Source organism: Acidobacteriota bacterium, from assembly GCA_039030395.1.
Classification (GTDB): Bacteria; Acidobacteriota; Thermoanaerobaculia; order Multivoradales; family JBCCEF01; genus JBCCEF01.
The window spans coordinates 48,862-75,164 of record JBCCEF010000007.1; the positions used below are offsets into that span (position 1 = coordinate 48,862).

A 26,303-nucleotide genomic window follows, 5' to 3' on the forward strand; every position below is an offset into this window, starting at 1 on the left:
AACCAGGCCAGCTACGGCCCGGCGAGGAGTTTGGCGATCAGCCGCTTCTTCGAGAAATCCCCCAGGCTGAACAGGGTGAGGACGCCCTCCCGGCCGAGCAACCGGCGGCGGATGGCGGCGACCGACTCCCCCTCTGCCGCCAGATCCCGGGCGCGCTCGGCAAGTTGTTGCCAGTAGGCGATCTTACGGTCGAGGGCGGAGACCGGTTCCTCGACCCAGCCGGCGTGGGCACAGGCCATGCGCCGCGGCGCCAGATCCCGCACCCGCTTCAAGCTCGCCAGATGCTCCCAAGGATCCTCGATCCGGCGCGCCGAATGAACGCGCTCGTGGACGAAGAGGTCGCCGGAGAACAAGGTGCCCGCATCCTCGTCGAAGTAGCAAACGTGATCGAAGGCGTGGCCGGGGGTGGGAATCACCCGCAGGCTGCGCCCTTCTCCCTCGAACACCTCGCCCAGCGATTGCCCGGCATCGGTGCTCGGCACACTGCCCCAGATCAACCAGCGGTAGAACGGAATGCGGTGACCGCCGGCCATTCGTTCGACGGTGGCGGGCGGAGCGTAGATCGGCAGGCTCAATTCCCGGGCGATGCGAGCGCAGCCACCGACGTGGTCCTCGTGATGATGGGTGATCAACACCGCGCGCACCCGGCGGCCGCGAGGATCTTCGCGCAGCCAGCGCACCAACTCTCCCGCCATCGTCGGTGGACCGGCATCGATTAGCAGCGGGCCGGAGACGTAGGCGGAGACCTTGTGCAACCGCCGGCCGAGCAGTTGCCGGGCCATCACCAGGCGCACCAGCGGACCGGCGGAACGGACTTCAAACATCGGAAAACAGCAAGGCGCTGACTAGCGGCTACGCATCACTTTCGGATCTGATGGGAAACAGCACCGCCTGCCGACGGTCGACGTCGCTGATTTCTACCGGGTAGTCGCCGCTCCAGCAGGCAGTGCAGTAGGACTCCGGCGCTCCGCCGGCACAGCGCAGCATGCCGTCGAGGGACAGGTAGGCCAGGCTGTCGGCGTCGATCAGGGTGCGGATCTCCTCCACCTCGTGACTCGACGCGATCAGCTCTTCGCGGGTGGGCATAGCGATGCCGTAGTGGCAGGGAAAGCGGGTGGGCGGCGCCGAAATGCGGACGTGGACCTCGGCCGCGCCGGCGTCGCGCACCATCTTGACGATCTTTGGCGAAGTGGTGCCGCGCACGATGGAGTCGTCGATCAGCACCACTCGGCGGCCTTCGATCAGCGAGCGCACCGGATTGAGCTTGACCTTGACACCGAAGTGCCGGATGGACTGCTTCGGCTCGATAAAAGTGCGTCCCACGTAGTGATTGCGGATCAGTCCGAATTCGAGCGGCAGACCGGACTCTCGGCTATAGCCCAAGGCCGCGAACAGACCGCTGTCCGGCACCGGCACCACCACATCCGCATCGGCCGGCGCTTCCCGCGCCAGGGTGGCGCCCAGTCCGAGGCGCATTTCGGATACGGCATCGCCGAACACCGAGCTGTCTGGACGGGCAAAATACACCTGTTCGAAGATGCACCGCGCCGGCGGATCGGCGGCCGGCAGCGAATAGCTCTCGAACCGTCCTTCGTTCGCCACGACCACTTCGCCCGGCGCGAGCTCTCGAACCACCTCGGCCTCCATCAGATCGAAGGCACAGCTTTCGGAGGCAAAACACGGCCAGCCCTGATACTCACCCCCTTGGTATCGGCCGAGCATCAACGGCCGGAAGCCGTAGGGATCGCGCGCCGCCATCATCCCCTGCTCGGTGATCAGCAGGAGGGAAAAGGCGCCCCGCACCCGCGACAGGGCCTCCATCAACGACTCGACGATCTGCTCCCGCGGATTGCGCGCCATCAGGTGGAGAATGACCTCCGTGTCGCTGGTGGTCTGGAAGATGGAACCGGCGGCCTCCAGCTCGTGGCGAATCTCCACGGCGTTGGTGAGGTTGCCGTTGTGCACCAGACCGAGGGGACCCATCGAGGTCTTGACGACGATCGGCTGCGCATTGGACACCACGCTGGTGCCGGCCGTCGAGTAGCGGGTGTGGCCGATCGCCGCGCGTCCCGGCAGGCGCTCCAGGACATGCTCTTTGAAGATGTCCGCCACCTCCCCCATGCCGCGCTCGACATTCATGTGGGAACCGTCCCAGGAGACGATGCCGGTGGACTCCTGGCCCCGATGCTGGAGGGCGTAGAGACCCAAATAGGTCAGGTTGCTGGCGTCCGCGTCGCCTTCGATGCCGAATATGCCGCACATGATCGAGGGCTCCTAGAGATCGAGCGCGCGGGGCAAGGCGGTGGCCCAGATCTCCCTCAGGTCCGCCACGGAGCGCGTGAAACTTCCGCCGTCGAAGGTCACCGCGAGCTCATCGCCGATCACTTCGCCGATCTCCCGCGCCGGCACGCCGATGTCCTCGGCCCGGCCGAGCAGGCGTTCCAGGCGATCCGGGCGGCAGGAGACCAGCACCCGTCCCTGCGATTCCGAAAACAGCCCCAGGGGGCCTTCCGCTACCTCCACCCGGACGCCCAAGCCGCGCCCGAAAGTGGCCTCCGCCAGGGCCACCGCCAGGCCACCGGTGGAGAGGTCGTGGGCGGCACTGATGACGCCACCGAAGGCCAGCACCCGCAGCAGTTCCGCCAGCCGCGCCTCCGCCTCCAGGTCCACCGCCGGCGGCGCGCCCTGCTCGATGTCGTGGAGCAGCCGCAAGTAGGCCGAGCCACCCAACTCTTCGTCGTCCGTACCGAGCAGAACGATGCGGTGTCCGGATTCGACGAACACCGGCTCCGGCACGTGTTCGAGCATCGGCACCACCCCCACCATCGCCACCGTCGGCGTCGGGTGCACGGACACCCCGTCGGTCTCGTTGTAGAAGGAGACGTTGCCGGAGACCACCGGCACGGTGAGGGCGCGGCAGGCTTCGGACATCCCCTCGACGGCCTCGCGGAACTGCCAGGCGATCTCCGGGTTCTCCGGGTTGCCGAAGTTCAGACAGTCCGTGAGCCCCAAGGGCTCGGCGCCGACGCAGGCCAGATTGCGCACCGCTTCGGCCACCGCCTGGGCACCGCCGGTGCGCGGATCGAGCCAGCAGTAGACGGGATTGACGTCGGAAGTCATCGCCAAACCGGAAGTGGAGCCTTTGATCTGCAGCACCGCCGCGTCGCCGCCGGGGCCGATCAGGGTATTGGTGCGAACGGTGTGGTCGTACTGCCGCCAGATCCACTCCTTGCTCGCCATCTCCGGGGTGGCAAGGAGGTCCGCCAGGGCCTGGCCGGGATCCTCCGGCAGCGGCACCTCGGGCATCCGGCGCCGCTCCACCAAGTCCTTCGGCGCCTCCGCCGGACGATGGTAAACGGGGGCTTCTTCGGTCAGCGGTTTGACCGGCATGTTCGCCACTTCGCGGCCGTCCATGCGCAGCACCGCTCGACCGGTATCGGTCACCTCGCCGATGGTCTCCACATCGAGGCCCCAGCGCTGGAACACGTGCTCCACCTCTTCCTGGCGACCGCGCTGGGCGACCACCAGCATCCGCTCCTGGGACTCCGAAAGCATGATCTCGTAGGGGGTCAAACGGGCCTCGCGCAGCGGCACGCGGTCGAGATCGAGACGGATACCGGCCTCGCCGCGGCCGGCCATTTCGAAAGCCGAGCTGGTGAGCCCTGCCGCCCCCATGTCCTGAATGGCGACGATGGCGCCGGTGCGCATGGCCTCCAGGCAGGCTTCGAGCAGCACCTTCTCGGTGAAGGGATCGCCCACCTGCACCGTCGGCCGCTTGGCCTCGCTCTCGCCGTCGAAGGACTCTGAGGCCATGGTGGCGCCGTGGATGCCGTCGCGCCCGGTACGGCTGCCGGCGTAGAGGATGGGGTTGCCGAGGCCGCTCGCCTTGGCGGTGAAGATGCGGTCCCGCCGGGCGATGCCGACGGCGAAGGCGTTGACCAGGATGTTGCCGTTGTAGGACTTGTGGAAGCCCGTTTCCCCGCCGACGGTGGGAATACCCACGCAGTTGCCGTAGTCGCCGATGCCCCGCACCACGCCGTCGACCAGGTACTTCATGCGCGGCGCGTCGAGTTCGCCGAAGCGCAGCGAGTCCATGCAGGCCACCGGCCGGGCGCCCATGGTGAAAACGTCCCGCAGGATGCCTCCGACGCCGGTCGCCGCCCCCTGGTAGGGCTCGATGTAGCTCGGGTGGTTGTGGCTCTCCATCTTGAACGCCGCCACCAGACCGTCGCCCAAATCCACTACCCCGGCGTTCTCGCCTGGGCCTTCGAGCACGTGGGGGCCTTCCGTCGGGAAGTTCCGCAGATAGGCGCGGGACGACTTGTAGGAACAGTGTTCGGACCACAGCGCCGAGGCGATACCCAGCTCCGTGTAGTTTGGTTCGCGGCCGAGGATCGAACACAGGGTGCCGAACTCCTCCTCCGTCAGGCCGTGCTCCGCGGCGAGCTGCTGATCGACCTTCGGTTCCTCCAGCGCGGCTTTGGTGGCGCTCACGATGCGGCTCCCGCCATCACCGATTCGAGGGTGCCGGCAAACAGCGCCAAGCCGTCGGTGTTGCCGAGAATCTCCTCCGAGCAGCGCTCCGGATGGGGCATCATGCCGAGCACGTTGCCGGCGGCGTTGCACACCCCGGCGATGGAGTGGCCGGAACCGTTCGGGTTGCCACCCTCCACCTGTCCCGCTTCGGTGACGTAGCGAAACACCACCTGATCCGTCGCCTCCAGGGCATCCAAGGCCTCGTCGGAATTCTCGTAGTTGCCTTCGGCGTGGGCGATGGGCATGCGCAGCACCTGCCCCTTACGGTAACCGCGGGTGAAGGGCAGGTCGTCGCGCTCCACCCGCAGGTGAACATCCCGGCAGATGAACCGCAGCCCCTCATTGCGCCGCATGGCGCCGGGCAGCATTCCCGCCTCCAGCAGGATCTGGAAGCCGTTGCAGATCCCCAACACCGGCCCACCGTGGTCGGCGTGGGTCTTGACCGCGGACATCACCGGCGACAGCGCCGCCAGGGCACCGCCGCGTAGGTAGTCGCCATAGGAAAAGCCGCCGGGCAGAACGATCAGATCGCAACCCTTCAAGTCATCGTCGCCGTGCCACAGAAAAAACGTTTCCTGGGCGAGGACGTGTTTCAAGACGTGGTACACATCGTGGTCGCAATTCGACCCCGGGTAGACCACCACTCCGCATCTCACGGGCTTTCCTCCAGCAGCTCGATCCGATAGTCCTCCACCACCGTGTTGGCCAACAGTTTCTGGCACATCTCGTCGAGGAGAGCGGTGGCCTTCTCCTCATCGTCGACGGCGAGGGCGACCTGAAAACTCTTGCCGGCCCGCACGTCCTCGACCTGGTCGAAGCCGATGCCGGCCAACGCGGTGCGGATCGCTTTGCCCTGCGGGTCCAGGATCTCGCGTCGCGGATAGACGGTTACTCTTGCCTTCAAGGAGACACCTCCAGCCAGGATGTGGGGTGGTCCTGCTCGGTCATCACGACCTGCGCATGGGCCCCTTCTCGCGCCAGCATCTCACCCGCCTCGGAGGCGGCGAGGGCCGGCAGATTGTTCGTTTGGGAAAGATGGTAGAGGACGACCCAGCGCAACCGATCGCACACCAGCTCCGGCAACCCCTCCGCCGCATCGCGGTTCGAGAGATGGCCGTGGCGGCCGGCGACGCGCTGTTTCAGCGCCCACGGGTAGGGGCCGTTGCGCAGCATGTCGAGATCGTGGTTGGTTTCGATCACCAGTACGTCGAGATCCGTCAACCGACCCCAGGCCAGGCGGCTGCGGCTTCCGAGATCCGCCGCCAGGCCGAGACGCTCACCGGTGGCCGCTTGGATCACCAGACCTACCGGCTCGCAGGCATCGTGGGGGACGGCGAAGGGCTCCACCTCGAAGCCCCCCACCTCCACCGGCCGGCCGGAAGCGATCGGCCGCACCCGCTGGCGCACCTCATCGGACAGGTGCCGCCATCCGTCGAGGGTACCGGCGGTGGCGTAGACCGGCGTGCCGTAGCGCCGCGCCAGCACGTCCACCCCGCGGGTGTGATCGCTGTGTTCGTGGGTCACCAGCACGGCGGAGAGATCCGCCGCTTCGACGCCCAGGCTCTCGAGCCGCAATTCGATCTGTTTGCAGGAGAAACCGGCATCCACCAACAACAACTCATCGGCGCACTCGATCACCAGCGCGTTGCCGCGGCTTCCGGAACCGAGAACGGCGACGCGCATGGAGGGCCTAGAACCTCTCCCGAGGGAGTCGATAGGGAACGTGGATCGTCATGTTGGAACCGTTTTGGTGGAGAGCGGACACACGCTCATCAGTAGGTTGTCCGAGCTCAGACGGTATCACGACTGACCGACGCCGGCGGGCGCCGAAAGAACGATCAGTAATCGTAGGTGAAGCCCTGCTCCAGGTAGCCGATATCCGGATTGCCCAGGGCCTCCACCTCGCGCCGAATCTGCTCCCGGCAAGGCGGCTTCAGATGGTGCAGCAGGATCGGCACCTTCTTGCGCATCTTGGCCAGTTCCCGCTCCAGCGTCTGCGGCGTGAGGTGGGACGAGACATCGGCCACCTTTTGGAGGGAGTTGTCGAAGCTGGTTTCGATACACACCGCTTCGAGACCGGGGGTCTGGTCTGCCAGTTCCCACAGGCGCCGCGTCGGCCCGGTATCGCTCGACCAGATCACCGCCTTGCCGTTCTGCTCGATGATGAAGCCGTAGGTCGGCACGACATGATCCACCGCGAAGGGAGTGAAACTCACCCCGTCGAGCACCACCGGCACCTCCTCGCGCAGCTCATGGAAGCGCACCGCCGGCAGCAGGTGATTCGGCAGACGGGAAAAGTCCGGCCAAGTGGCGTTGTTGAACAGGTACTTACGCAGCGCGTAAATGGTCGCCGACGAGGCATAGATGTCGATCGCCCGGGAGGTCAGGCCATACACGTTCTCGATGAAAAAGGGCAGCGAATTGGTGTGATCCATGTGCGAATGGGTCAACACAATGGACTCCACCTGCGCCTGCTCCTCGATCGAGAGAGCCTGCGACAGAGAACCCGCATCGAGAGCCACCGTGCCGTTGATCCGCAAACAGGTCATCCGGCAATCGAGGCTCTCGCCACCGAAACTGCCCAAGACATCGATGCGCATGAATACGTCATTCTAGTGGGCGGATCCCGGCGGTACAAGAAGGATCGCCGACGTCATCAGCGAGGCGAGAGCGTCGGCGGGCAGCTAGCGCTAGGCGCCGGGGTCAAGTCCTGCGCCGGCCCCGGATTCAATCTCCCCTCCTGGCAAAGAACCCGTGAAAGCACCGGGATCGAGGCCGGCACCGGCTTCAGAATGGTTCTCTAGATGCAGCGGGGGGTCACAAGCCCATCGGGGTCGGAACTAGCACCGCCCTCGGAGCCACTCCCGAAACTGTGCACGACCGGAGGAGGAGCGGTGAAACTAACGCGGTCGCCACTGACACCGCCACCACCCCAATGAACTAGTGATGTGCTGAATAAATCCGCTTCGCGGATTTCAGCACATCACTAGAAACGAGTCCCGATCCAGAAGTCCGTAGCGAAACCGTCTTCGGCGGTGGCGAAGCGGTATTGCTTGGCGAAGTCCCAGTTCAGGGTCAGGCCGGCGAAACGCGCTGAGATGCCGTAACCGTAGGAGGCACGGGCATCGGCGAACTGGTCTTCGTCGGAATCCCAGATGTCGAAGTCCTGGAACTCGTCGTTCCAGGCGCCGCCGATGTCGAGGAAGACAATGCCGCGAACGCCCTGGAAGCCGATGACCGGTGTGGCCAAGACGTCGATCAGCGGGAAGCGGAACTCGAAGTTGGTGACGAAGGCATGGGTACCCACCAGGGAGCGAAAGTCGAATCCGCGCAGGGTATCGAGTCCGCCCAAAGCGAAGAGCCCCGGCTGGTTGCCGTCGGACATGCCGAAGTAGCCGCGCACAGCGAAGTTGCTGCGGCGGGTGACCTGAAGGTACTGCCGCACCTCTAGCTCGGCCGATGTGAAGAGCGTGCCGGAATCTTCCGTGTCCGGAGCGTAGGAGAAGTCCAGGCGCCAGCGCCGACCGCTGATCGGGCCGCTGGAAGTGAAGACCGTCGAGTCACCGGCCAGGGCCGTGCTGAGAATTGGGAAGTCGTCCTCGACACGAATCACGCCGATCTGGCGCCCAAAGGAGACCTGCTGATCGAACTCTCGGAAGATGTATCCGGCGCCGATCTCGAAGCGGGTCTGGAAAGTGAAGGGATAGACCAGGGAGAACACCGCGCCGGTCAGCTCATAGGCGGAGTCACCGCGTTCGAAACCCCGAGTCTGGTCAAAGGTGCGGTAGAAATAGCGGGTGTCGAAGGCGCTGATGTTCCACTGCAGGCGGTTCGTCAGGTTCGCGTAGGTGATGTTGAAGTTCGACAGACTCTCCACCGACGAGAGCACCGCGATCAAGCGCTTGTCGCCCAGGTAGTCGGTGAAGGACAACACCACCTGCCCGAGCAGGGTCTGGTCGTCGTTGATGCCGATCAGCGTGTCGGCGCTCTCCAGGAACAACTTGAAGCCGCGGTAGTTCTCCTTGTTCGAATCGTCAATCGGCACCTGGATATCCGGTTCGAAAACCGGTAGGGAATTGGCATCGGCGGCCGTCTCGGAGATCTCCACCGTCTCCGGCTCGGTAACCGGTTCCGGCACCTCGATCGAGTAGAGGTCGAAGCGCCCTTTCCACATGGCCGTGTAGACCAGCCGCTCGGAGCCGTCCGGCTCCGGCAACACCGTGGGCATGAAGCAGCCGGTGACCGCGTTGGTGTACTGCGAGAGTTCGCCGGTCGATAGATCCAGACCGTAGATGTTCAGAATCCCGCTGCGGTCCGAGGTGAAGTACAGCCGGCGGCCGGTAGGCGAAAACACCGCGTCGGTCTCGCTCGACTCGCCGAAAGTGAGCTGGAAGCGCTTGGTGGGATCGTCCAGCGGCACCCGGAAAAGCTTCGCCTGTCCGTCGCCGATCACCGTCGTCATCACCACCGACTTGCCGTCCGGCGAGAACACCGGCGAGGAGTCGTAGAACTCGTCATCGGTGAAATTCTCGACCTCCCCGGTTTCGATGTCGACGATATAGATGTCGAATGCGCCGTCAACGATCGCCGAGAAGGCGATGCGGCGGCCGTCCGGATGCCAGGCCGGGGCGATGTGCTGGTCCAGTTCGTTCAGGTCCAGCCGCTGGCGCAGCTTGCCGGTCAACACGTCGTAGAGCAGCAGGCTGCGGTTGCGCTCGCGCTTGGCAAACACCGCCAGGGTGTTGCCGTCCGGGGAAAAGGCGATGTCGCGTCCGAACTTTCGGCCGAGGGTCAACTCCTGCGCCACCAGATATTGATAGTCGCCGTCGAAACCCTTGGTCAGGTTGCGCAGATTCTTGCGCTCGCGGGTGTCGAACAGCGTGATGTCGACGTCGCCGCGCTCGGAGGTGAAGGCCGCCAGCAGGTCGCCGGAAGGCGAGGCCGCCGGCGAAATGATCTGGCTGGGCAGGCCGCGGGTCACCCGGAAGGGCCGACCGAAGTCGCGCGGTTCACCGGTCTCTAGAAGCTCCGGCAAATACTTGCGGCGCAGCCAACGGCGGAAGTCAGCATCGAAGTCTTCGCCCTCCACGCCGAAGGCCCGGTCAACGGCGCGGCCGACGCTCGAGCCGATCGACGTACGGAGCTCGAAGATGAAGTCCTGGAAGCCGTCCTTGCCGTAGGTCTCCTCGATGTAGTCGAAGATGGCGTGGCCGATGCGGTAGGCGAGAAAGCCTCCACCCTCCCAGGTGGTGACGTTCGGGATGATGTCGTTGACGGCGGCATCGCGCAGGTACATCACGTCGCGCGTCGTTTCGTCTTCTGCCATGTAGCTCGCCATGCCCTCCATCACCCAAGTCGGCGGACGAGCGGCGATGGCCCGGCCGAAGCTGCCCCGGAACAGGATGTGGTACTGGAATATGTGGGTCAGTTCGTGCTCGATGAGGTTCATCAACTCATCGTCCGGCAGGTCGATCGGCAGCACCATGCGGAAGCGCACCGGCGAGGCGAAGGCGCCCACCCCTTCGGGGATGAAATTCAGGATGATGTTGTTCTGCTCGAAGGCCGAGTGGTTGGCGTAGAAGATGAGCGGCGTGGGCTCTTGAATCTGGAAATCAAAATCCCGCGACAGGCGGTCGTATGCGCTCTCGGCGAAGGACACCACCCGCTCGAGCTGATCTTCTTCCTCGGTGTAGAAATACACGTCGAAGTGCGTCGAATGGTAGATCTTCCAGTCGAAGTCGCGATACTGCACCTTGTTCTTGCCGAAACCCCGGCCGCCCCGCGCCGGACCGAGCTGAGCCATCACCGAGTCGGCAGCGAGAAAGAAAACCAGCAGAGCAACCGAGATCCTCAGGATTCGTGAGCGGTTCAACAGCATCTCCTTTTACGCCTCAGTCCGTGAACAGGGACCGAGTGGCCTCGATCTCTTTCTGGGTGAACACGCCCACGATGCGATCCTCGAGGGAGTAGAGGTTCTCGAACATCCCGGTCAGGGGGTCCGCCTGTTCCTGCTCATAGTTCTGGAAGTCTTTGAAGTTGTCCGTGTAGAGCAGCTTGCCGGTGGTGCCGTCATAGACGTGCATCAAGATGTCGTACTCGAAGCCGGTCTGCTCCACCAGCACCTGGCGGTAGTACTGCCGACCGTTGAACGGTGAGGTGTACTCCTCGGTGCGGTAACCGGTGCGGTCCTGGATGTCGAAATCGAGGCCACCGGCAAGAATCAGGTCCGCCTGGGTGCGGTCGCCAATGGAGAGCCAGAAGTCCGACTCCCGCGAGAGCTGATTCAGGTCGAAGGTCGGGTAGTCCATCGGCGGCGCCTCGATCAGCTTGAGTTCCGTTTCCCGCCGCAAGGTCTTCTCCAGGTAGCGCTCGAACTCTTTCTGCACATCGATATTGCGATTCTGGACGCGCTCCTGCCCCTCCTGGGTCACCACCAGGAAAGGTGCGATGGTGACGCTATCGCGGCCGTTCAGATCGAGGCGTGCCTTCTGGGGCAGGGTCAGTCGAACCTCTACCGCCGACATCAGCGGCAAAGAGATCAAGAGCAGGACCAGACCGGTGAGCCAAATTCTGGGTGTATGCATCATCTACCTCCTGGTTGGGGGCTGCCGGTTCGGGTGGTAGACCGTAGACCTCGGGTTCGAACGGTGCCTCAAGGGCTACCGTCGGCCGTCGTCGAAGAATCCTCGCCGCGATCCGCGGCGTCTTCGTCGGTCTCGGGCTTGAAGCTTTGGTAGAACTCGATAAAGCGGGAGTAGTTTCGCCGCAGTTCGCGGTTGTTCGGGGAAGCCGCCAAGGCCCCTTGGTAGGCCTCCAGGGCCTCGTCGAACTGACCCGTCGCCTCGTAGGCCACGGCCAGATTGTTCATCACCCGAAAGCTCGAAGGCTCCAGGCGTTGAGCTTGCTGAAATCGAAAGAGCGCTTCGTTCCACAGGCCGCGGCGGGCCATGTCAACCCCGAAGTCGATCTGCGACGAAGCTCGGGTGGAGGACCCCGCGCTGGAGCAGGCCACCAGAGGTAGGAGCGAGATGACCAGAAGAACAATCCGTGGAGTTACTGCGCGCATAGCCTTTCGCCCTCGCTGAAGTCACGGGTCGCGCTCGTTTTCGCCGAATCGAACTCCGCGATCAAAGGTCGACCGTCCGGAACTAGCGCTAAAAACACCACCACTAGTATATACGAGCCCCTGTGGGGTCAATGGATGCATGACGCCGCGCAGAGACCTGCCCAAAAGTGGGTTCCGCACCGTCGGCGAAGCGATGGACCAAGCCCCCTACCGACCTCTCCCGGCGCTGACGAGCGACGCCGTCGCCCCTTGGCGTCTCCTCAGGGTATGGAACACCCGAGAAACCCTTCCGAAGCCGCCCCGGAGCCACCGTTCCCGAACCCGATCCGGGAACTTACCCTCGCCCTCGCGACCCTGGCAAAGCTGGGCCTCGCCACCCGCTGCCGGCTGGTGGCGGAACTGCCCAACTGGCACCGACGACCGGCGGCGGAGGCTCCGGCCCTGGCCGCTGCCTTCGGCGTTCCACCCGCCGCGATGAAGCGCGCCATGGCGCTGCGCCCGGCGGCCCGGGAGCGCGCCGCCGGGATCCATGCCTGCGCCCGGGCCGCCCAATGCACCCTCCTGGCCCGCCACGATGATGGCTTTCCGGCGCGCCTCCGCCACCTCTCCCTGCCGCCCGCCGCGCTGTGGATACGAGGAGAAATGCCTTGCGAAGGAAGAGCCACGGAACCGGCGGTGGCCATCGTCGGCTCCCGCCGCGCCACCCACTACGGCCTCGAAGCCGCGACCTTTTTCGCCGGCCATCTGGCCGCAGCGGGGGTGACGGTGATCTCCGGCTTCGCCCGGGGCATCGACACGGCGGCCCATCGCGCCGCCCTCGACGCCGGAGGAAAAACCCTGGCGGTGCTCGGCTGCGGAGTGGACGCCGACTACCCGCGGGGTAGCCGCGACTTCGCCCGGGAGGTCTGCCGCCGGGGCGCCCTGGTGAGCGAGTTCCCACCCGCTACGACGCCTAGAGCCTGGCACTTTCCGGTACGCAATCGGGTGATCGCCGCCCTCGCCCAGGCGGTGCTGGTGGTGGAAGCGGCACCCCGCTCGGGCTCCTTGATCACCGTGCGCCACGCCCTCGATCTGAACCGCGATGTCTTCGCGGTACCCGGCCGTATCTTCGACGAGGGCTCCGCCGGCACCATCGGCCTGCTGCGCGACGGCGCCTATCCAGCGCACCATCCGCGGGACATCCTGGACGCCCTGCCGGAATCGCCCCAGCCACCGCGGCAAGAGCCCGTGCCGGACCTACCGGGACTCGCCGGCCGGTTGCTGGTGGCCCTGCCGCAGGGACGGCTACTCACCGCGGAGCAGCTCGCCGAAACGGCCGGAGTGCCGGTGGAGGACACCCTCGCGGCGTTGATGGAATTGGAAATCGGCGGCTGGATCACCCGCCGGCCGGGACCGACCTACGGCCGCCGGCGGTAGGCGAAGCGATCCCGAGCCTGAAAGGCTGGGCGGCGCCGATAGGCGCCGAGGCCGGGGTGAGCCCGAAAACTCTAGAGTTTTCGGGTGAGGGGCGGACCGCGTGCGGGCGCCTAGCCCCCTGGAAACAAAAGCTAGCAGGGCAGCTGAAAACGTAAGCCGAAGGCTTATTTCAGCAAACTGCTAGCGGCGGCGGCGGGTTTTCTTCGGCGCGTTGCGGCGGGCGGCGAGGAGTTCGAGGGCGACATCGACGGTCAAGTCTTCGGCCTTCGAGCCCCTGGGCAGGGAGGCGTTGACCTTGCCGTCCGTTACGTAGGGACCGTAGCGCCCGTCGAGCACCTTCAAGGGGCCGTCGGCTCCTTCCGGCTCACCGAGATCCTTCAACACCGTGCGCTGCTGGCGGCCGCGCCCCTTCTTCGGCTGGGCGAGGATTTCGAGCGCCGCCGGCAGCTCGATGTCGCAGGCTTCCTGCCACGAAGAGAGGCTGCGAAAGTCCTTCTGATGCTTGACGTAGGGACCGTAGCGGCCGATAGCGGTGGTGATGACCTCACCGGACTCCGGGTGCGGCCCCAGCTCGCGGGGTAGCGACGCCAGGCGGGTGGCAATCTCCGGCGTCACATCGCCGACGTCGAGGCCCTTCGGAAGGGAGACCCGCTGCGGCTTTTCCTTCGCCTCCTTTTCCGCCTCCGTTTGGGCGACTTCCAGGTAGGGGCCGAAGCGGCCGGTCTTCAAGAACACGTCGCGCCCGGATGGATGCTGGGCGATGGGCTCGTCGTCCGCCTGACGGGCGCGCAGCAGGTCTACCGCCTTGGCGACGGTGAGGTCCGCCGGCGGCAGGTCTTCCGGCAGGCTGACGGAGTTTTCCTTGCCGCCCTCGCCGCGCCGCAGGTAGGCGCCGTAGCGGCCGATCTTGACCACCAGCTCGTCGCCGGACTCCGGGTCCTTGCCGATCTCCATCGCCGGGTAGATCACCTCGCCCTCCTCCACCCGCTGCTGCAGGCCGGGATCGCCGCCTTCCCCGAGGAAAAACTCGGCCACCAGGCCGTCCCAATCCTTTTGGCCGGCGGCGATCTCGTCGAGGTCGTCCTCCATGTGGGCGGTGAATTCCGTGTCCACCAGATCCCGAAACTGCTTCTCGAGCAGCTCCGTGACGCAGAAGGCGGTGAAGGTGGGAATCAGCTCGTTGCCCTTCTTGAACACATAGCCGCGGTCCTGCACCGTGCTGATGATCGAAGCGTAGGTCGACGGGCGGCCGATGCCGGCCTCTTCGAGCTGCTTGACCAGGCTCGCTTCGGTGAAGCGGAAAGGCGGCTTGGTGCTGTGGCCTTCCGCCTCGACGGACAGCGGCTGGAGATCCATGCCCACTTCCAGGGCCGGCAGCAGGGTTTCCTGATCGCCCAACTCGCCTTCCGGATCATCGGTGCCTTCGACGTAGGCCCGCAAGAAGCCCGGAAAGACGATGCGGCGGCCGGAGGCGGCAAACACCAGCGCGTCGCCGTCTACCTCCACGGTCACCTCCACCTGGGTGCGCTCGAATCTGGCCGGCAACATCTGGCAGGCGATGGTGCGCATCCAGATCAGCTCGTAGAGGCGGTATTGGTCCGCGTCCAGGAACTTCTTGACGTCCTGCGGGCGGCGGCCAAGATCCGTCGGACGAATCGCCTCGTGGGCCTCCTGGGCACCCTTCGCCTTGGTCTTGTAGGTATTGGCTTGGGGCGGAAGGAAGTCCTCACCGTAGGCCTTGGCGATCACCTCCCGGGCCTGCTCCACGGCACGCCCGGCCAGGCTCACGCTGTCGGTACGCATATAGGTGATCAGACCGATACGCTCGCCGCCGAGGTCCACGCCTTCGTACAGGCGCTGCGCCGCGCTCATCGTGCGGCGAGCGGAAAAACGCAGTTTGCGATTCGCCTCCTGCTGCAGGGTGGACGTGATGAAGGGCGGCGCCGGCCGCTGCTGGCCGGGCTTCTTGTCGAGGGAGGTGACCTTCCAAGGGGCGGCTTCGGCGGCGCCGCCGGCGAGGGCCTTGGCGGCCTTTTCGTCGAGCAGAAGGTGCTCTTTCTTCGCCAGCTTGCCGGTGGCCGAGTCGAAACTCTTTCCGTCCGCCAGGCGGCGATCTCCCACCCGCGCCAAGCGGCTCTTGAAGCGCCCGTCCTCTGCCGCCAAACCGGCCTTCAGGTCCCAGTAGGTCGAGGAGCGGAAGGCGATACGGGACCGCTCGCGCTCCACCAACAGCCGTACCGCCACGCTCTGCACCCGTCCGGCGGACAACCCCGGCGCCACCCGCTTCCACAAGAGCGGCGACAGGGAGTAGCCGTAGAGGCGGTCGAGCACCCGGCGCGCCTCCTGCGCCCGCACCAGGTTTTCGTTGACCTTGCGGGGATTGTCCAGGGCTTTGCGGATCGCCTCCGGCGTCACCTCGTGGAAGACGATGCGTTCCACGTCCACGGCGCCTTTCGGATCGAGCAACTCCAGCACGTGCCAACTGATGCTCTCTCCCTCGCGGTCTTCATCCGTCGCGAGGAGCAGGCGATCCGCCTTCTTCAGGGCGTCCTTCATGCGCTTGACGTGCTTCTTCTTGTCCGCCGGTACGACATAGAGCGGCTCGAAACCGCCGTCGACGTTGACTCCGAGGCGCGCCCAGGTCTGCTTGCGGACGGCGGCGGGAATTTCCTTGGCGTTCTGCGGCAGGTCCCGCACGTGGCCGTAGCTCGCCTCCACCTGGTATTCATCCCCCAGGAAGCGGCTGATGGTGTTCGCCTTGGCGGGGGACTCGACGATGACGAGATGCTTGGTGTCTGTGCTCATCGGTTTCTTCGCTGTCGTCTCGCTGATCAAGTTCGGTACGCCGGCCGGGCGTCGCACCGAGTTCGTCGGTGGCTCGCCGGCCGCAAACCGGTGGGTCGCCACGGGGCCGAAGACGGCCGAGGGGGCGCCCTGGGGATCGCCCGCCGGGGATGAGAGAGGTGGCGGCGAGGCGTTCCGCCGCGGCGGAGCGGCAGCGCCCGGAGAAGCGGCCGCGAGAGTACCGGCCCCGTTTTCGGCCTGTCAAGGACGGGCCATCGCCGGCGCCGGTCTCGCGACGCCTCCAAAGTCACCGCCCGGCACCGCCGCGGCGACCGTATACTCGGCTGATGACCTCCCCGGTGGAAATCGTCGGCGGCGGCCTCGCCGGTTCCGAATGCGCCTTCCAGCTCGCCGAGCGCGGAGTGCCGGTAGTGCTGCACGAAATGCGGCCGGGGCGCGCCACCCCCGCCCACAAAACGGACCGCTTCGCCGAGCTGGTGTGCAGCAATTCCTTTCGCAGCGATGACCCGTTCCATGCGGCGGGTCTCCTCAAGCGCGAGATGGAGTCCTTCGATTCGCTGATCATCGCCTGCGCCCGGGGCGCGGCGGTACCGGCCGGCGGCGCCCTGGCAATGGATCGCGATCGCTTCGCCGCGGCGGTGAGCGAACGCCTGGAAAGCCATCCCCGCATCGAAATCCGCCGGGGCGAGGTGCGGACCCTGCCGCACGGCGATGCGGTGATCGCCACCGGACCGCTGACGTCCCCGGCGATGGCCGAGGCGCTACAGGAACTCCTCGGCGAGGAGTACCTCTACTTCTACGACTCCATCGCCCCCATCGTCGACGCCGAGAGCCTCGACATGGAGCAGCTCTTCTGGCAGTCGCGCTACGGTAAGGGCGACGGCGATGACTATTTGAATGCCGGCCTCGACCGCGCGCAGTACGCGGTCTTCTACGAAGCGCTGACCGGCGCTGAAGTATTGCCTCTCCACGACTTCGAGAAGGGCCTTTTCTTCGAGGGCTGCATGCCGATCGAAGAACTCGCCCGCCGCGGCGTCGACACCCTGCGCTTTGGCTGCATGAAGCCGGTGGGCCTGACGGCACCGGACGGCCGGCGCTTCCACGCGGTGCTGCAGCTGCGGCGCGAAAACCTGGCCAAGACCCATTTCAATCTGGTGGGCTTCCAGTCGCGCATGAAGTGGCCGGAGCAGAAGCGGGTGTTCCGCCTGATCCCGGGGCTGGAGACGGTCGAGATCGTCCGCTACGGGCAGATCCACCGCAACACCTTCATCAACTCCCCCACCCACCTCGACAAGCTCTATCGCCTGAAAGCGCGCCCGAGGCTGCGGCTGGCCGGCCAGATCACCGGCGTCGAGGGGTATCTGGAATCGGCGGCGACGGGCCTGCTGATCGCTCTCTATACGGTTCTGGAACGGGACGGACGAACCTTCGAGCCGCTGCCGGCGAGCACCGCCTTGGGCGCCCTCGCCCGGCACTTGACGGAGTCCGAGGCCAAGCGCTTCCAGCCGGCCAACGTCAACTACGGGCTGTTCGACGAACTGACCGAGCGGGTGCCCAAGAAAGAGCGCCGGCAGGCCTACGTGGCGCGAGCCCAGAAAGCCCTGCGGGATTGGAGGAAAGCCCACTCCCTCGATGCCGCCGTCACGGCCTGAGCCTGTCCGCCGGCCCGGAGGTACTCCTTTGCCTGTGGGAAACTCCACGTCGATGCGCCGCCTCATCGAGGACTTTCTCGACCACCTCGCCCTCGACCGCAATCTGTCGCCGCATACCCTGCGCGCCTACCGGACAGACCTCGAGGGGTTTCTTGGTTTTCTGGCCCAGGACTTCCTCGCCATCGCTCCGGCGGAGCTGACGCCGGAAGCGGTGGACGGCCAAGGGGTGCGGGCGTACCTCGCCGCCCGCCACCGGGACGGGGTCAGCCGGCGCACCCAGGCCCGGGCCCTGTCGGCGATCAAGAGCCTGTTCCGCTGGGCCTGCCGCCGCGGGGTGCTCGCCAGCAATCCGGCCGCCGCGGTGCCGACGCCGAAGACCCCCAAGACCCTGCCGCGCCATCTGCGGCCGGAAGAGATCGAGCAACTGCTGGGGTTCACCTCGAGCGCGCCGGGTGAGGAGGATCCCCTCGCCCTGCGCGATCGGGCGCTCCTCGAGGTGCTCTACGCCAGTGGCCTGCGGGTGAGCGAACTGGTGGGCCTCGACTGGCCGGACCTCGATCTCGCCGCCCGGGTCTTGCGGGTACTCGGCAAAGGCGGCCGGGAGCGCATGGTGCCTTTTGGCCGCGAAGGCGAACGGGCGCTTCGCCAATGGTTGGCCGTGTGGGAGTCCGTCCGACAGCCGGCGGAGCGCGCCGACGATTCCAGCGAGCCGGTATTCCTCAACTATCGCGGCGGCCGCCTGAGCGCCCGCTCGGTGCGGCGGGTGATCGACAAGCGGGTGGAGGGAGCCGCCCTGGCCGCCGGCGTTCACCCGCATACGCTGCGCCACACCTTCGCCACTCACCTGCTGGAGAGCGGCGCGGATCTGCGCGCCATCCAGGAGCTTTTGGGCCATCGCTCGCTCTCCACCACCGAGCGCTATACTCACGTCGAAATCGAGCGCCTCCTGTCCGTATACCGGGATGCGCATCCTCGCGCTCGACGAGAGTGACCCCTACTGCGAACCACGAGTTATCCAACGGATGAGTACCCCTGATGAGTGACTTTCATGCAACGACCGTGCTCATGGTGCGTCGCAATGGCCGAGTGTGCATGGCCAGCGACGGCCAGGTCACGTTGAACAATACGGTGATCAAAGCCGGCGCCGCCAAGGTGCGGCGGGCCGGTGACGGTGGTGTTTTGGTCGGTTTCGCCGGTGGCGCCGCCGATGGACTGGCGCTGTTCTCGCGCCTCGAAGGCAAGCTGGAGGAATACAGCGGCAACCTGGAGCGGGCGGTGGTCGAACTCGCCAAAGACTGGCGGACGGACCGCGCGATGCGCCAGCTCCAGGCCCAGATGGTGGTGTCCGACGTCGACAAGAGCTTCCTTTTGAACGGCGCCGGCGATCTGATGCAGCCGGACCTGATGGATGCCGGAGGGGATGGCGTCCTGGCGATCGGCTCCGGCGGGCACTTTGCCTTGGCCGCCGCTCGCGCGCTGCTCTCCCACACGGACCTCTCCGCCGCCGAGGTAGTGCGCGAAGCGATGGCCGTGGCGGCCGACATCTGTGTCTTCACCAACGACCAACTCACCCTCGAGGAGCTCTCCGATGGCGATTGAGATCTCAGAAGTGAGCCTCGCCCTCGAGGACATGACGCCACGGGAGATCGTGGCGGAACTCGACAAGTATGTGGTCGGCCAGCACGACGCGAAGCGCGCCGTCGCCATCGCGCTGCGCAACCGCTGGCGCCGCCAGCAGCTCGATCCGGAAATGGCCGAAGAGGTGGCGCCCAAGAACATTCTGATGATCGGCCCTACCGGTGTCGGCAAGACGGAGATCGCGCGCCGTCTGGCGCGCCTTGCCAAGGCGCCGTTCATCAAGGTCGAGGCCTCGAAGTTCACCGAAGTCGGCTATGTTGGCCGCGACGTCGAATCGATGGTGCGCGACCTGGTCGAAATCGCCTTCGCCATGGTGCGCGAGGAGAAGCGCGCCGCGGTGCAGGAAGAGGCCGCCTCGCGGGCCGAGGATCGCCTGCTGCAGTTGCTGGTGCCATCGCGCCCGGCAGTGGGCTACGGCAGCGGCTATGCCGGCGCGCTGAGCAGCCTGAGCCGCTACGGCGAGCCCGAGGAGAAAGAAGAACCGGAGGAAGACGACACCCAGGAGACGCGGGAGAAGTTCCGCCAGAAGCTTCGGGAAGGCAAGCTCGACAACCGCCAGGTGGAGATCGAAGTCGAGGAGTCGGCCTATCCGAGCTTCGAGATGTTCACCCCGCAGGGAGTGGAAGAGGTGGGCGTCAACGTCAAGGACATGCTGCCGGGCCTCTTTGGCGGCCGCCGGCGCAAGCAGCAGGTGACCGTCGCCGATGCGCGCGAGATCCTCGCCCAGCAGGAAGCCGAAAAGCTGATCGACCGCCAGCAGGTGGCGCGCGAAGCGCGCGGCCGGGTCGAGCAGGGCGGCATGATCTTCCTGGACGAGATCGACAAGGTGGCCGGCCGGGAAGGCGGCCGCGGACCGGACGTCTCTCGCGAAGGGGTGCAGCGCGACCTGCTGCCGATCGTCGAGGGCACCACCGTCACCACCAAATACGGCATGGTGAAAACGGACCACATCCTGTTCATCGCCGCCGGCGCCTTCCACGTCAGCAAACCCTCGGATCTGATTCCGGAACTGCAGGGCCGCTTCCCCATACGGGTTGAATTGAACGCCTTGACGGAGCACGACTTCGTGCGCATTCTCACCGAGCCGGAGGCGGCCCTCACCAAGCAGTACGAGGCGCTGATGGGCACCGAAGGGCTGACCCTGTCGTTCACCGACGACGCCGTCGAGGAAATCGCCAAGCTGGCCGTGGAGGTCAACTCGTCAACCGAGAACATCGGCGCCCGGCGCCTCGCCACGCTGGTCGAGCGGCTGCTCGACGAAGTCTCCTTCGAGGCCCCGGCGATGGACGGCGCCACCGTCAAGGTGGACGCCAGCTATGTGCGCAAGTACCTGGCCGACGTGGTCAAAGACCGGGATCTCTCGCGCTATGTCCTGTAAACCGATGCATTCGCCACGTCCCCACTTCGGCCTCGCCCTGCTCCTCGCGGCGCTGCTGCCCACGACCGGCTGCGGCAAGCAGGGCGACCCGCTGCCGCCGCTCCGCACCATTCCAGCGCCGGCGCAGGAGTTGGCGGTCCAGCAGCGAGGCTCCGAGCTGATGATCTCCTTCGAGTATCCGAACCGCACCACCTCCGGAGCGGCGCTGGCGGGGATCGACGAGATCGAGCTGTGGCAACTCGAACGAGCCGCGATCCTGCCGCCACCTCCCCCGCCACCGGCAGAAGAGACCGCCGAAGAAGAGGCACCGCAAGAGGCCGCCCCGGAGGAACCGGCGGCAGAGATTGAAGCCTCCGGAGAAGGCTCGAACGATGCCGAGGAACCGGTTCCGCCGGCAAGCGAGTCCGCCAGCGACCCGCCGGCCGAGGACCCGACGGCGCAATACCAGCTTCCTTCGGTCGAAGCGCGGGAGTTCGCCGGCGCGGCCACCCGGCGGCTGTCCCTGCGCGGCGAGGACCTGCAGGACGCCGTCGAGGGCAGCCGCATTGCGCTCCGCCTGCCGTACACGCCCTCAGTAGACGAAGGGAGCGAAGAAGCCGGCGACACGACGCCCACCGCGCTGCTGCTGGCGGTGCGCACCCGCACCGCCGAGGGCGAGACCTCGGGCTTCTCCAACTTCGCCGGCATCATTCCGCGAGTTCCGCCGCCAGCGGTCACCGCCCTGACCGTCGAAGAACAGCCGGACGGCGTGCAGTTGAGCTGGACCTTCGAGGACGCCGCCGACGACACCTACGCCGGCGGCGTTCCGGGATTCGCCATCTACCGCCGCGACGCCTCCAGCCGCGGTTTCGACGAACCGCTGCAGCTGGTCGGCGACAAGCAGCGGCGCTTCAAGGACCTCGACGCCACCTACGGCAAGCGCTACGTCTACTCGGTCACCCGGGTGGCTCAGCGCCGGCCGCGCATCGAAAGCGCCATCGGCGCGGCGCGGGAAGTGGCCTTCGAGGACCGCTTCGCGCCGCCGGATCCGACCGGCGTGGTGGGCTTGTCCGAACAAGGACGAATTCGCCTGCTGTGGAACGCGGTGGACGCCCCGGACCTCGCCGGCTACCGCGTTTACCGGCGCGATACCGGAATGACCGAGTGGACCGCGCTCACCCGCGGTCCGGTGCAGGCCACCGAGTACGTCGATACGGGTCTCGCGGTCGGCCAATCCCTCGACTACCGCGTCACCGCCCTGGACGCGATCGGCAACGAGAGCGCCGGCGAGGACGTGATCACCGCGCCGGTGCGGTAGCCCCTCCGCGGCTCCCCGATGGACTTTCTCAAGGCCTCCGGCGCCGGCAACGACTTTGTCGTGCTGCCGGAGCCGCTGGCCGCTCCTTCCCTCGAGCAGATCCGCGCCTGGTGCCGCCGAGGGCTCTCCCTCGGCGCCGATGGCCTGTGCGTGCTGCGACGCGACGGCGACGAGGTGGCGATGAGCTATTTCAATGCCGACGGCAGCGAGGCGGAGCTGTGCCTGAACGGCTCGCGCTGCGCCGTGCGTTGCGCCCTGGAACTGGGCTGGGGGAAAGGGGAAATTGCCCTGCGGACGGCCGCCGGGGTACTGCGTGGTCGCGATGCCGGGGATGGGCGTATCCGCCTCTCCGCCCCGTTACCGGAGGCACTGCCCCGACCGGTGGAACAGTCGATCGAGGGAACGAACTACCGTGGCTGGTTCGTCACCGTCGGGGTGCCCCATCTGGTGCTCTTCCAGGATCGGCCGCTGTCGGACGCCCCGGTGGCCGCAGCCGGCCCCGCCCTGCGGGCGAGCCCGGCCGCCGGGCCGATCGGCGCCAACATCCACTTCGTGCGTTTGATCGGCGAGGACCGCTTCGAGATCCGCAGCTATGAGCGCGGCGTGGAGGCGGAAACGCTGGCCTGCGGTACCGGGGTCCTGGCAACGGCGGCGGCAACCCACGCCGCCGGCCGCGGAGGGCCTCCCTGGGAAGCTCTCACCGCCGGAGGGTTCATCCTCGGAGTCGAGGGCGAGGTTTCCGGAGCTCGCATCGCCCAATGGACCCTCACCGGCGACGCCCGCATCGTCGCCCGGGGTACCCTCTCGCCGGGAGCGGAATGCCTTCCCGAGCCGCCGCACTGGTCGGACTAGGGGCACCTACCTCCCCAGCCGCCGTTTTCCAACTTCCTAGAAAGAAAAAGGGCCGCGGAAACCCGCGGCCCTCGGTGCCTCCCATACGAAAGGACTTGCTGCTGCTCTCGCCTGCCTAGAAGGTGTAGCGCAGTCCCAACTTGGCGCGCCAGCGCGAGGACAGCGGGTGGATCTCGAAGCGATTCTCCGGGCTCCGCGCGACGCTCCGCAGCTCGTACTGCGGGTTGCCGTCGGCGTTGATGCCGGCGAAATCCGCCACGGTGACCGAGTTGAAGTTGGCGTAGCGCAGCAGACCCGAATCGGAGTCGAACAGGTTCGCCAGGTTGAGGATGTCGGCGGTGACCTCCAGGCTACCGAAGCCCACCGGGATGGCCTGCGCGAAGTGCAGATCCAGGGTGCTGTTCCAGGGCGCATTCGAGCAGTTGCGCGGTACGATGCGGCCGCGATTGCTGCTCAAGCATTCGTCCTGCTGGATGTAGGCCTCGAGATCCGCGTAGGTGCCTCCGGAGACGATCTCCACGTCGTTCGGACCGGAGGGCACATAGAACAGGTCGTTCGAGAAGAAGAACCCGTCGCCGTTGAAGCTACCCGTCCGAATGCTGCGGGACGTTCCGAGGAGCGTCGTGTACGGGCGCCCGGACTGGTGGTTGTAGAACAGACCCACGGTCGTCGGCCACTCGGTGCGGCCGTTGAACTGGTACGAGAGGGAAGCCGAAATGCGGTGCTCGACCTCGAAGTCCGAAGTCGAGGCGCCGGCATTGTTCGGGTTGACCGCCTCGTTGAACTGCCAGTTCGACACGGCGCGGCTGGAGGAGCCTTCGTTGACCACCGTCGAGTCACCGTAGGTGTAGGCCAGGAAGCCGTAGACACCGCGACCGGCCCGGCGCTCCAGCTTCACGGCGACATTGGTTGCCTCACCCTCGGTGCTGTTGGTGATCAGGTAGGCGCCATCGACGTTGCGGTCCACCGTCTCGAAGGTCGGGCGGCCATCGAAGGGCAGGGTACCGACCTGGCGGATGTTGACGTTTCGGTAGTCGATCTCCTGCACCGAATCGGCATAGATGCCTTCGATCGAACCCACCAGATTCCACCACGGCAGCTCCCGATCGTAGGCCAGGTTGATGCGCATCACCTGCGGGAACTCGAAGTCCGGATCGATCAGGTTGAACTCACCGATCGCCACCGAGCCGCCGGTGGGAATGGTCGGATTGTTCGGGTCCGGATTGAACGGCACGGCGCCGTTGGTGTTGACGGTGATGAACTGCTGCTCGATACCGCTGCGGGCGTAGTTGTTCGAGATCCACACGTAAGGGGCGCGACCGGCGAAGATGCCGATGCCGCCGCGGAGCTGCTGCTGCGCGTTGCCGCCGAGGTCCCAGTTGAAGCCGAGGCGCGGCTGCCACAGCAGCTCACCGTCCGGCAGTTCGTCGGTGCGGAAGCCGTAGGTGGTCTCGGTGAACGGGTTGCGGCTCGGGCTGTCCGGGAAGAACGGTGCGTCCACCCGCAGGCCGTAGGTCAGCGTCAGGTTCGACTTCACCGCCCAGGTGTCGCCGAAGTAGAGGCCGAACTGGTTGACGTCGAACTGCTGCGACTGCGCCTGTCCCGGCGGCACCACGGTGACCCGGTAGCGGTCCATGTTGTCGGCGAAGTAGTCGTCGAGGGTGTCGTACTCGAAGGAGCCGAAGAAGTTCTGCAGGAACAGATTGTCGAAGCTGAACAGCTCGTTGTGGGTACCGATGACGAAGGTGTGGTCGCCGCGCACCATGGTGAAGTCGTCGGTGATCTCCAGGATGTCCTGATCGAGAGCATTGGCCGTCGAGAAGGGCTCCGTGCCCACCTCGAACTCCAGGCGGCCGGAGTCCGCGTCGCCGAGCACATCCTCGATCTCGATCCACGGGAAACGCGTACCGTTGATGCCGGAGCGGCTGTCGCGGATGGTCTGGTAGGTCACCCGCGCCTCGTTGAAGGCGTTCGAGCCGAAGACGCTGTTGAGCTGAGCCACCGTCGAGTTGGTTTCGCTCGAGAAGGTGTAGGCCTCCGTCGGAAACTCGTAGGTGAAGCTGCCCGGGTTGTTGACGTCGTTCTGGGCGTCCACGTAGTTGTGGCGCAGGGTGAGCTGGTGGTTATCCGCCAGGTTGAAATCCGCGCGGCCGAAGAACTTGTCCGACGGCGTCTCCAGGCTCTGCTCAGCGAGACCGCCGGGATCGAAGCCGAAGCGGCTGATCAAGTCCTGACGAAAGGCGTTGGCGGCATCCTGCACTCGCGGATCGCCACCGCCGAACTGCTGACCGCTGGCGCCGTCGAGGGAGAAGCCGGTCGGCTGGGTCAGGTCGGAAATTTCGCCGTTGGCGAAGAAGAACATCTTGTCGCGCACGATCGGGCCGCCGAAGCGGAAGCCGTACTGCTCCTCGTCGAAGGTGCCGAATTCACCCAGCTCGTCGGGACCGTCACCGACCAGATCCTGATCGCGGGTGAAGTAGAAAACCGAGCCGGAGTAGTCGTTGCTGCCGCTGCGGGTGATGGCATTGACGCTGCCGCCGGAAAAGCCGCCCTGACGGACGTCGAACTCGGCGATCACCAGCTCGATCTCCTGGATCGCGTCCAGGCTGATCGGGGTGGTGTTGGCCTGGCCGCCGGGAGTGCCCTGATCGGCGAGGCCGAAAAGGTCGTTGTTGACGGCGCCGTCGATCTGGATGTTGTTGTAGCGGCTGCTGCGGCCGGCGACGGAGATGGCGTTGGCGTCGTCATTCTCGGAGGCCACCACCATGAAGGGGTTGGTGCGGGCGAAGTCTTCGAAGCCGCGGCCGACCGTCGGCAGGTTCTCGATCTGATCCGTCGAGACGCTACTCGCGGCACCGTTGCGGGTCGAGCTGAACAGGGTGTCCGCCTGGCCGACCACCGTCACCGTGTCTTCGATCGCGCCGAGAGTGAGGGTGAAGTCGACGTTCGAGTCGCCACCGAGTTGGACGAAGATGTCCGTCTGCTCTGAGGTGTTGAAGCCGTCGAGCTGGGCGGTCATGGTGTAGGGACCGCCGACGCGCACGTTCAGGATCGCGTAGCGGCCGTCCGACCGGGTCACCGTGGTGTAGCGGGTGCCGGTGGGGTTGTGCAGCGCCTCGACGACGACACCCGGCAGGGCACCGCCGGATTCGTCCGCGACGAGGCCCTTGAAGGCGCCGGTGGTGACGCCCTGGGCAAAGACATTGGAAGCACCGGCGACCGCCAGAGCGGTCGCCAGCACCAGACAAAGCGTAGTTTTCCAGGAAGGTCTCATCTCTCTCCTCCGAACACGGTTGAATATGGCTGGATTGGGCCTAGTTGGCGTTGGCCTTGAGTAGAGCCGTGAAGTCCCATGAGTTGGTTGTCAGAGCCGTCCGTACACAGTCGAAGCACGTTCAGGATCTTCAACTTCAGGGGCATCGTTGAACCCCCCTGTGAACAGCGGGTGAACCGTGAGCAACCGACGAGTGAAATAGAAGCCCCGGAGGGCTGAAAGCCATGACTAGGGTTCGTCTGAGCCGCCCCGGCAAGGGTTGGAGAAAGTCTTCGTATCAGGGCGCGGCGCGGCTTGAACCAGTGCCGAAATGATACCACGCGAATCACCGGATCCGCCCACCTGGGAGAGATCCAATATGATGGATGTCCGATGCCTTTTTTCACCGC

At 65.9% G+C, this 26,303-nt stretch carries 19 protein-coding genes; 7 read left to right on the forward strand and 12 right to left on the reverse strand.

Going from position 1 to position 26,303, the window contains the following annotated elements:
• Window positions 1–11 precede the first annotated feature (11 nt).
• The 10 genes from AAF481_09090 to AAF481_09135 form a co-directional block, all read right to left on the reverse strand.
• On the reverse strand, window positions 12–824 hold the full coding sequence (locus AAF481_09090) for an MBL fold metallo-hydrolase (protein MEM7481315.1): 813 nt from the start codon (window positions 822–824) through the stop codon (window positions 12–14).
• Window positions 825–852: 28 nt separating this feature from the next.
• Window positions 853–2,262 (reverse strand): amidophosphoribosyltransferase, encoded by a 1,410-nt coding sequence (purF, locus tag AAF481_09095; protein ID MEM7481316.1) that lies wholly within the window; start codon window positions 2,260–2,262, stop codon window positions 853–855.
• A gap of 12 nt (window positions 2,263–2,274) precedes the next feature.
• Window positions 2,275–4,494, reverse strand: a complete 2,220-nt coding sequence (gene purL / locus AAF481_09100; GenBank protein ID MEM7481317.1) for a phosphoribosylformylglycinamidine synthase subunit PurL — start codon at window positions 4,492–4,494, stop codon at window positions 2,275–2,277.
• Window positions 4,491–5,192, reverse strand: coding sequence for a phosphoribosylformylglycinamidine synthase subunit PurQ (purQ, locus tag AAF481_09105; protein MEM7481318.1), 702 nt, complete (start codon window positions 5,190–5,192; stop codon window positions 4,491–4,493). Before purQ ends, purL begins: the two co-directional genes overlap by 4 nt.
• Complete coding sequence (purS, locus tag AAF481_09110) at window positions 5,189–5,440, reverse strand: phosphoribosylformylglycinamidine synthase subunit PurS (GenBank protein ID MEM7481319.1); 252 nt, start codon at window positions 5,438–5,440, stop codon at window positions 5,189–5,191. Before purS ends, purQ begins: the two co-directional genes overlap by 4 nt.
• Window positions 5,437–6,219: an MBL fold metallo-hydrolase gene (locus AAF481_09115; GenBank protein ID MEM7481320.1), complete on the reverse strand. Its 783-nt coding sequence runs from the start codon at window positions 6,217–6,219 to the stop codon at window positions 5,437–5,439. The genes purS and AAF481_09115 overlap by 4 nt, the downstream gene beginning before the upstream one ends.
• Before the next feature lie 155 nt (window positions 6,220–6,374).
• Window positions 6,375–7,136 carry a 3',5'-cyclic-nucleotide phosphodiesterase gene (locus AAF481_09120; GenBank protein ID MEM7481321.1) on the reverse strand — a complete coding sequence of 254 codons (762 nt, stop codon included), beginning with the start codon at window positions 7,134–7,136 and terminating at the stop codon, window positions 6,375–6,377.
• Window positions 7,137–7,522: 386 nt separating this feature from the next.
• Window positions 7,523–10,408 carry a hypothetical protein gene (locus AAF481_09125; GenBank protein ID MEM7481322.1) on the reverse strand — a complete coding sequence of 962 codons (2,886 nt, stop codon included), beginning with the start codon at window positions 10,406–10,408 and terminating at the stop codon, window positions 7,523–7,525.
• Window positions 10,409–10,427: 19 nt separating this feature from the next.
• Window positions 10,428–11,120, reverse strand: coding sequence for a hypothetical protein (locus AAF481_09130; protein MEM7481323.1), 693 nt, complete (start codon window positions 11,118–11,120; stop codon window positions 10,428–10,430).
• Between the two features lie 68 nt (window positions 11,121–11,188).
• Window positions 11,189–11,485, reverse strand: coding sequence for a tetratricopeptide repeat protein (locus tag AAF481_09135; protein MEM7481324.1), 297 nt, complete (start codon window positions 11,483–11,485; stop codon window positions 11,189–11,191).
• 384 nt (window positions 11,486–11,869) lie between these two features.
• On the opposite strand from AAF481_09135, the gene dprA reads away from it, so the two are divergent.
• The gene (gene dprA / locus AAF481_09140) at window positions 11,870–13,018 is read left to right on the forward strand and encodes a DNA-processing protein DprA (GenBank protein MEM7481325.1); all 1,149 of its coding nucleotides are present in this window, start codon (window positions 11,870–11,872) and stop codon (window positions 13,016–13,018) included.
• A gap of 180 nt (window positions 13,019–13,198) precedes the next feature.
• Here dprA and topA read toward each other — a convergent pair whose 3' ends face one another.
• Complete coding sequence (topA, locus tag AAF481_09145) at window positions 13,199–15,823, reverse strand: type I DNA topoisomerase (protein MEM7481326.1); 2,625 nt, start codon at window positions 15,821–15,823, stop codon at window positions 13,199–13,201.
• Between the two features lie 326 nt (window positions 15,824–16,149).
• Here topA and trmFO point away from each other — a divergent pair, with 326 nt between their 5' ends.
• From trmFO to dapF, 6 genes are read left to right on the forward strand one after another with little or no spacing between them, the layout of a single operon-like run.
• On the forward strand, window positions 16,150–17,475 hold the full coding sequence (gene trmFO, locus AAF481_09150) for a methylenetetrahydrofolate--tRNA-(uracil(54)-C(5))-methyltransferase (FADH(2)-oxidizing) TrmFO (GenBank protein MEM7481327.1): 1,326 nt from the start codon (window positions 16,150–16,152) through the stop codon (window positions 17,473–17,475).
• Between the two features lie 52 nt (window positions 17,476–17,527).
• Window positions 17,528–18,466, forward strand: coding sequence for a tyrosine recombinase XerC (gene xerC, locus AAF481_09155; protein ID MEM7481328.1), 939 nt, complete (start codon window positions 17,528–17,530; stop codon window positions 18,464–18,466).
• Between the two features lie 44 nt (window positions 18,467–18,510).
• Window positions 18,511–19,074 (forward strand): ATP-dependent protease subunit HslV, encoded by a 564-nt coding sequence (gene hslV, locus AAF481_09160; GenBank protein MEM7481329.1) that lies wholly within the window; start codon window positions 18,511–18,513, stop codon window positions 19,072–19,074.
• Window positions 19,064–20,491, forward strand: a complete 1,428-nt coding sequence (gene hslU / locus AAF481_09165) for an ATP-dependent protease ATPase subunit HslU (GenBank protein ID MEM7481330.1) — start codon at window positions 19,064–19,066, stop codon at window positions 20,489–20,491. The genes hslV and hslU overlap by 11 nt, the downstream gene beginning before the upstream one ends.
• Complete coding sequence (locus tag AAF481_09170) at window positions 20,481–21,788, forward strand: fibronectin type III domain-containing protein (protein ID MEM7481331.1); 1,308 nt, start codon at window positions 20,481–20,483, stop codon at window positions 21,786–21,788. Before hslU ends, AAF481_09170 begins: the two co-directional genes overlap by 11 nt.
• Before the next feature lie 18 nt (window positions 21,789–21,806).
• Window positions 21,807–22,640: a diaminopimelate epimerase gene (gene dapF / locus AAF481_09175; GenBank protein MEM7481332.1), complete on the forward strand. Its 834-nt coding sequence runs from the start codon at window positions 21,807–21,809 to the stop codon at window positions 22,638–22,640.
• Window positions 22,641–22,755: 115 nt separating this feature from the next.
• Here dapF and AAF481_09180 read toward each other — a convergent pair whose 3' ends face one another.
• Window positions 22,756–25,914, reverse strand: coding sequence for a TonB-dependent receptor (locus AAF481_09180; GenBank protein ID MEM7481333.1), 3,159 nt, complete (start codon window positions 25,912–25,914; stop codon window positions 22,756–22,758).
• Window positions 25,915–26,303: the final 389 nt, after the last annotated feature.

Coding starts and splice junctions, on each gene's coding strand:
- topA (MEM7481326.1), bottom strand. CDS start 15,823: ATGAGCACAGACACCAAGCATCTCGTCATCGTCGAGTCCCCCGCCAAG.
- hslU (MEM7481330.1), top strand. CDS start 19,064: ATGGCGATTGAGATCTCAGAAGTGAGCCTCGCCCTCGAGGACATGACG.
- xerC (MEM7481328.1), top strand. CDS start 17,528: ATGCGCCGCCTCATCGAGGACTTTCTCGACCACCTCGCCCTCGACCGC.
- AAF481_09090 (MEM7481315.1), bottom strand. CDS start 824: ATGTTTGAAGTCCGTTCCGCCGGTCCGCTGGTGCGCCTGGTGATGGCC.
- AAF481_09135 (MEM7481324.1), bottom strand. CDS start 11,485: ATGGCCCGCCGCGGCCTGTGGAACGAAGCGCTCTTTCGATTTCAGCAA.
- hslV (MEM7481329.1), top strand. CDS start 18,511: ATGAGTGACTTTCATGCAACGACCGTGCTCATGGTGCGTCGCAATGGC.
- dprA (MEM7481325.1), top strand. CDS start 11,870: ATGGAACACCCGAGAAACCCTTCCGAAGCCGCCCCGGAGCCACCGTTC.
- AAF481_09120 (MEM7481321.1), bottom strand. CDS start 7,136: ATGCGCATCGATGTCTTGGGCAGTTTCGGTGGCGAGAGCCTCGATTGC.
- dapF (MEM7481332.1), top strand. CDS start 21,807: ATGGACTTTCTCAAGGCCTCCGGCGCCGGCAACGACTTTGTCGTGCTG.
- purF (MEM7481316.1), bottom strand. CDS start 2,262: ATGTGCGGCATATTCGGCATCGAAGGCGACGCGGACGCCAGCAACCTG.
- AAF481_09170 (MEM7481331.1), top strand. CDS start 20,481: ATGTCCTGTAAACCGATGCATTCGCCACGTCCCCACTTCGGCCTCGCC.
- AAF481_09180 (MEM7481333.1), bottom strand. CDS start 25,914: ATGAGACCTTCCTGGAAAACTACGCTTTGTCTGGTGCTGGCGACCGCT.
- AAF481_09115 (MEM7481320.1), bottom strand. CDS start 6,219: ATGCGCGTCGCCGTTCTCGGTTCCGGAAGCCGCGGCAACGCGCTGGTG.
- AAF481_09130 (MEM7481323.1), bottom strand. CDS start 11,120: ATGCATACACCCAGAATTTGGCTCACCGGTCTGGTCCTGCTCTTGATC.
- trmFO (MEM7481327.1), top strand. CDS start 16,150: ATGACCTCCCCGGTGGAAATCGTCGGCGGCGGCCTCGCCGGTTCCGAA.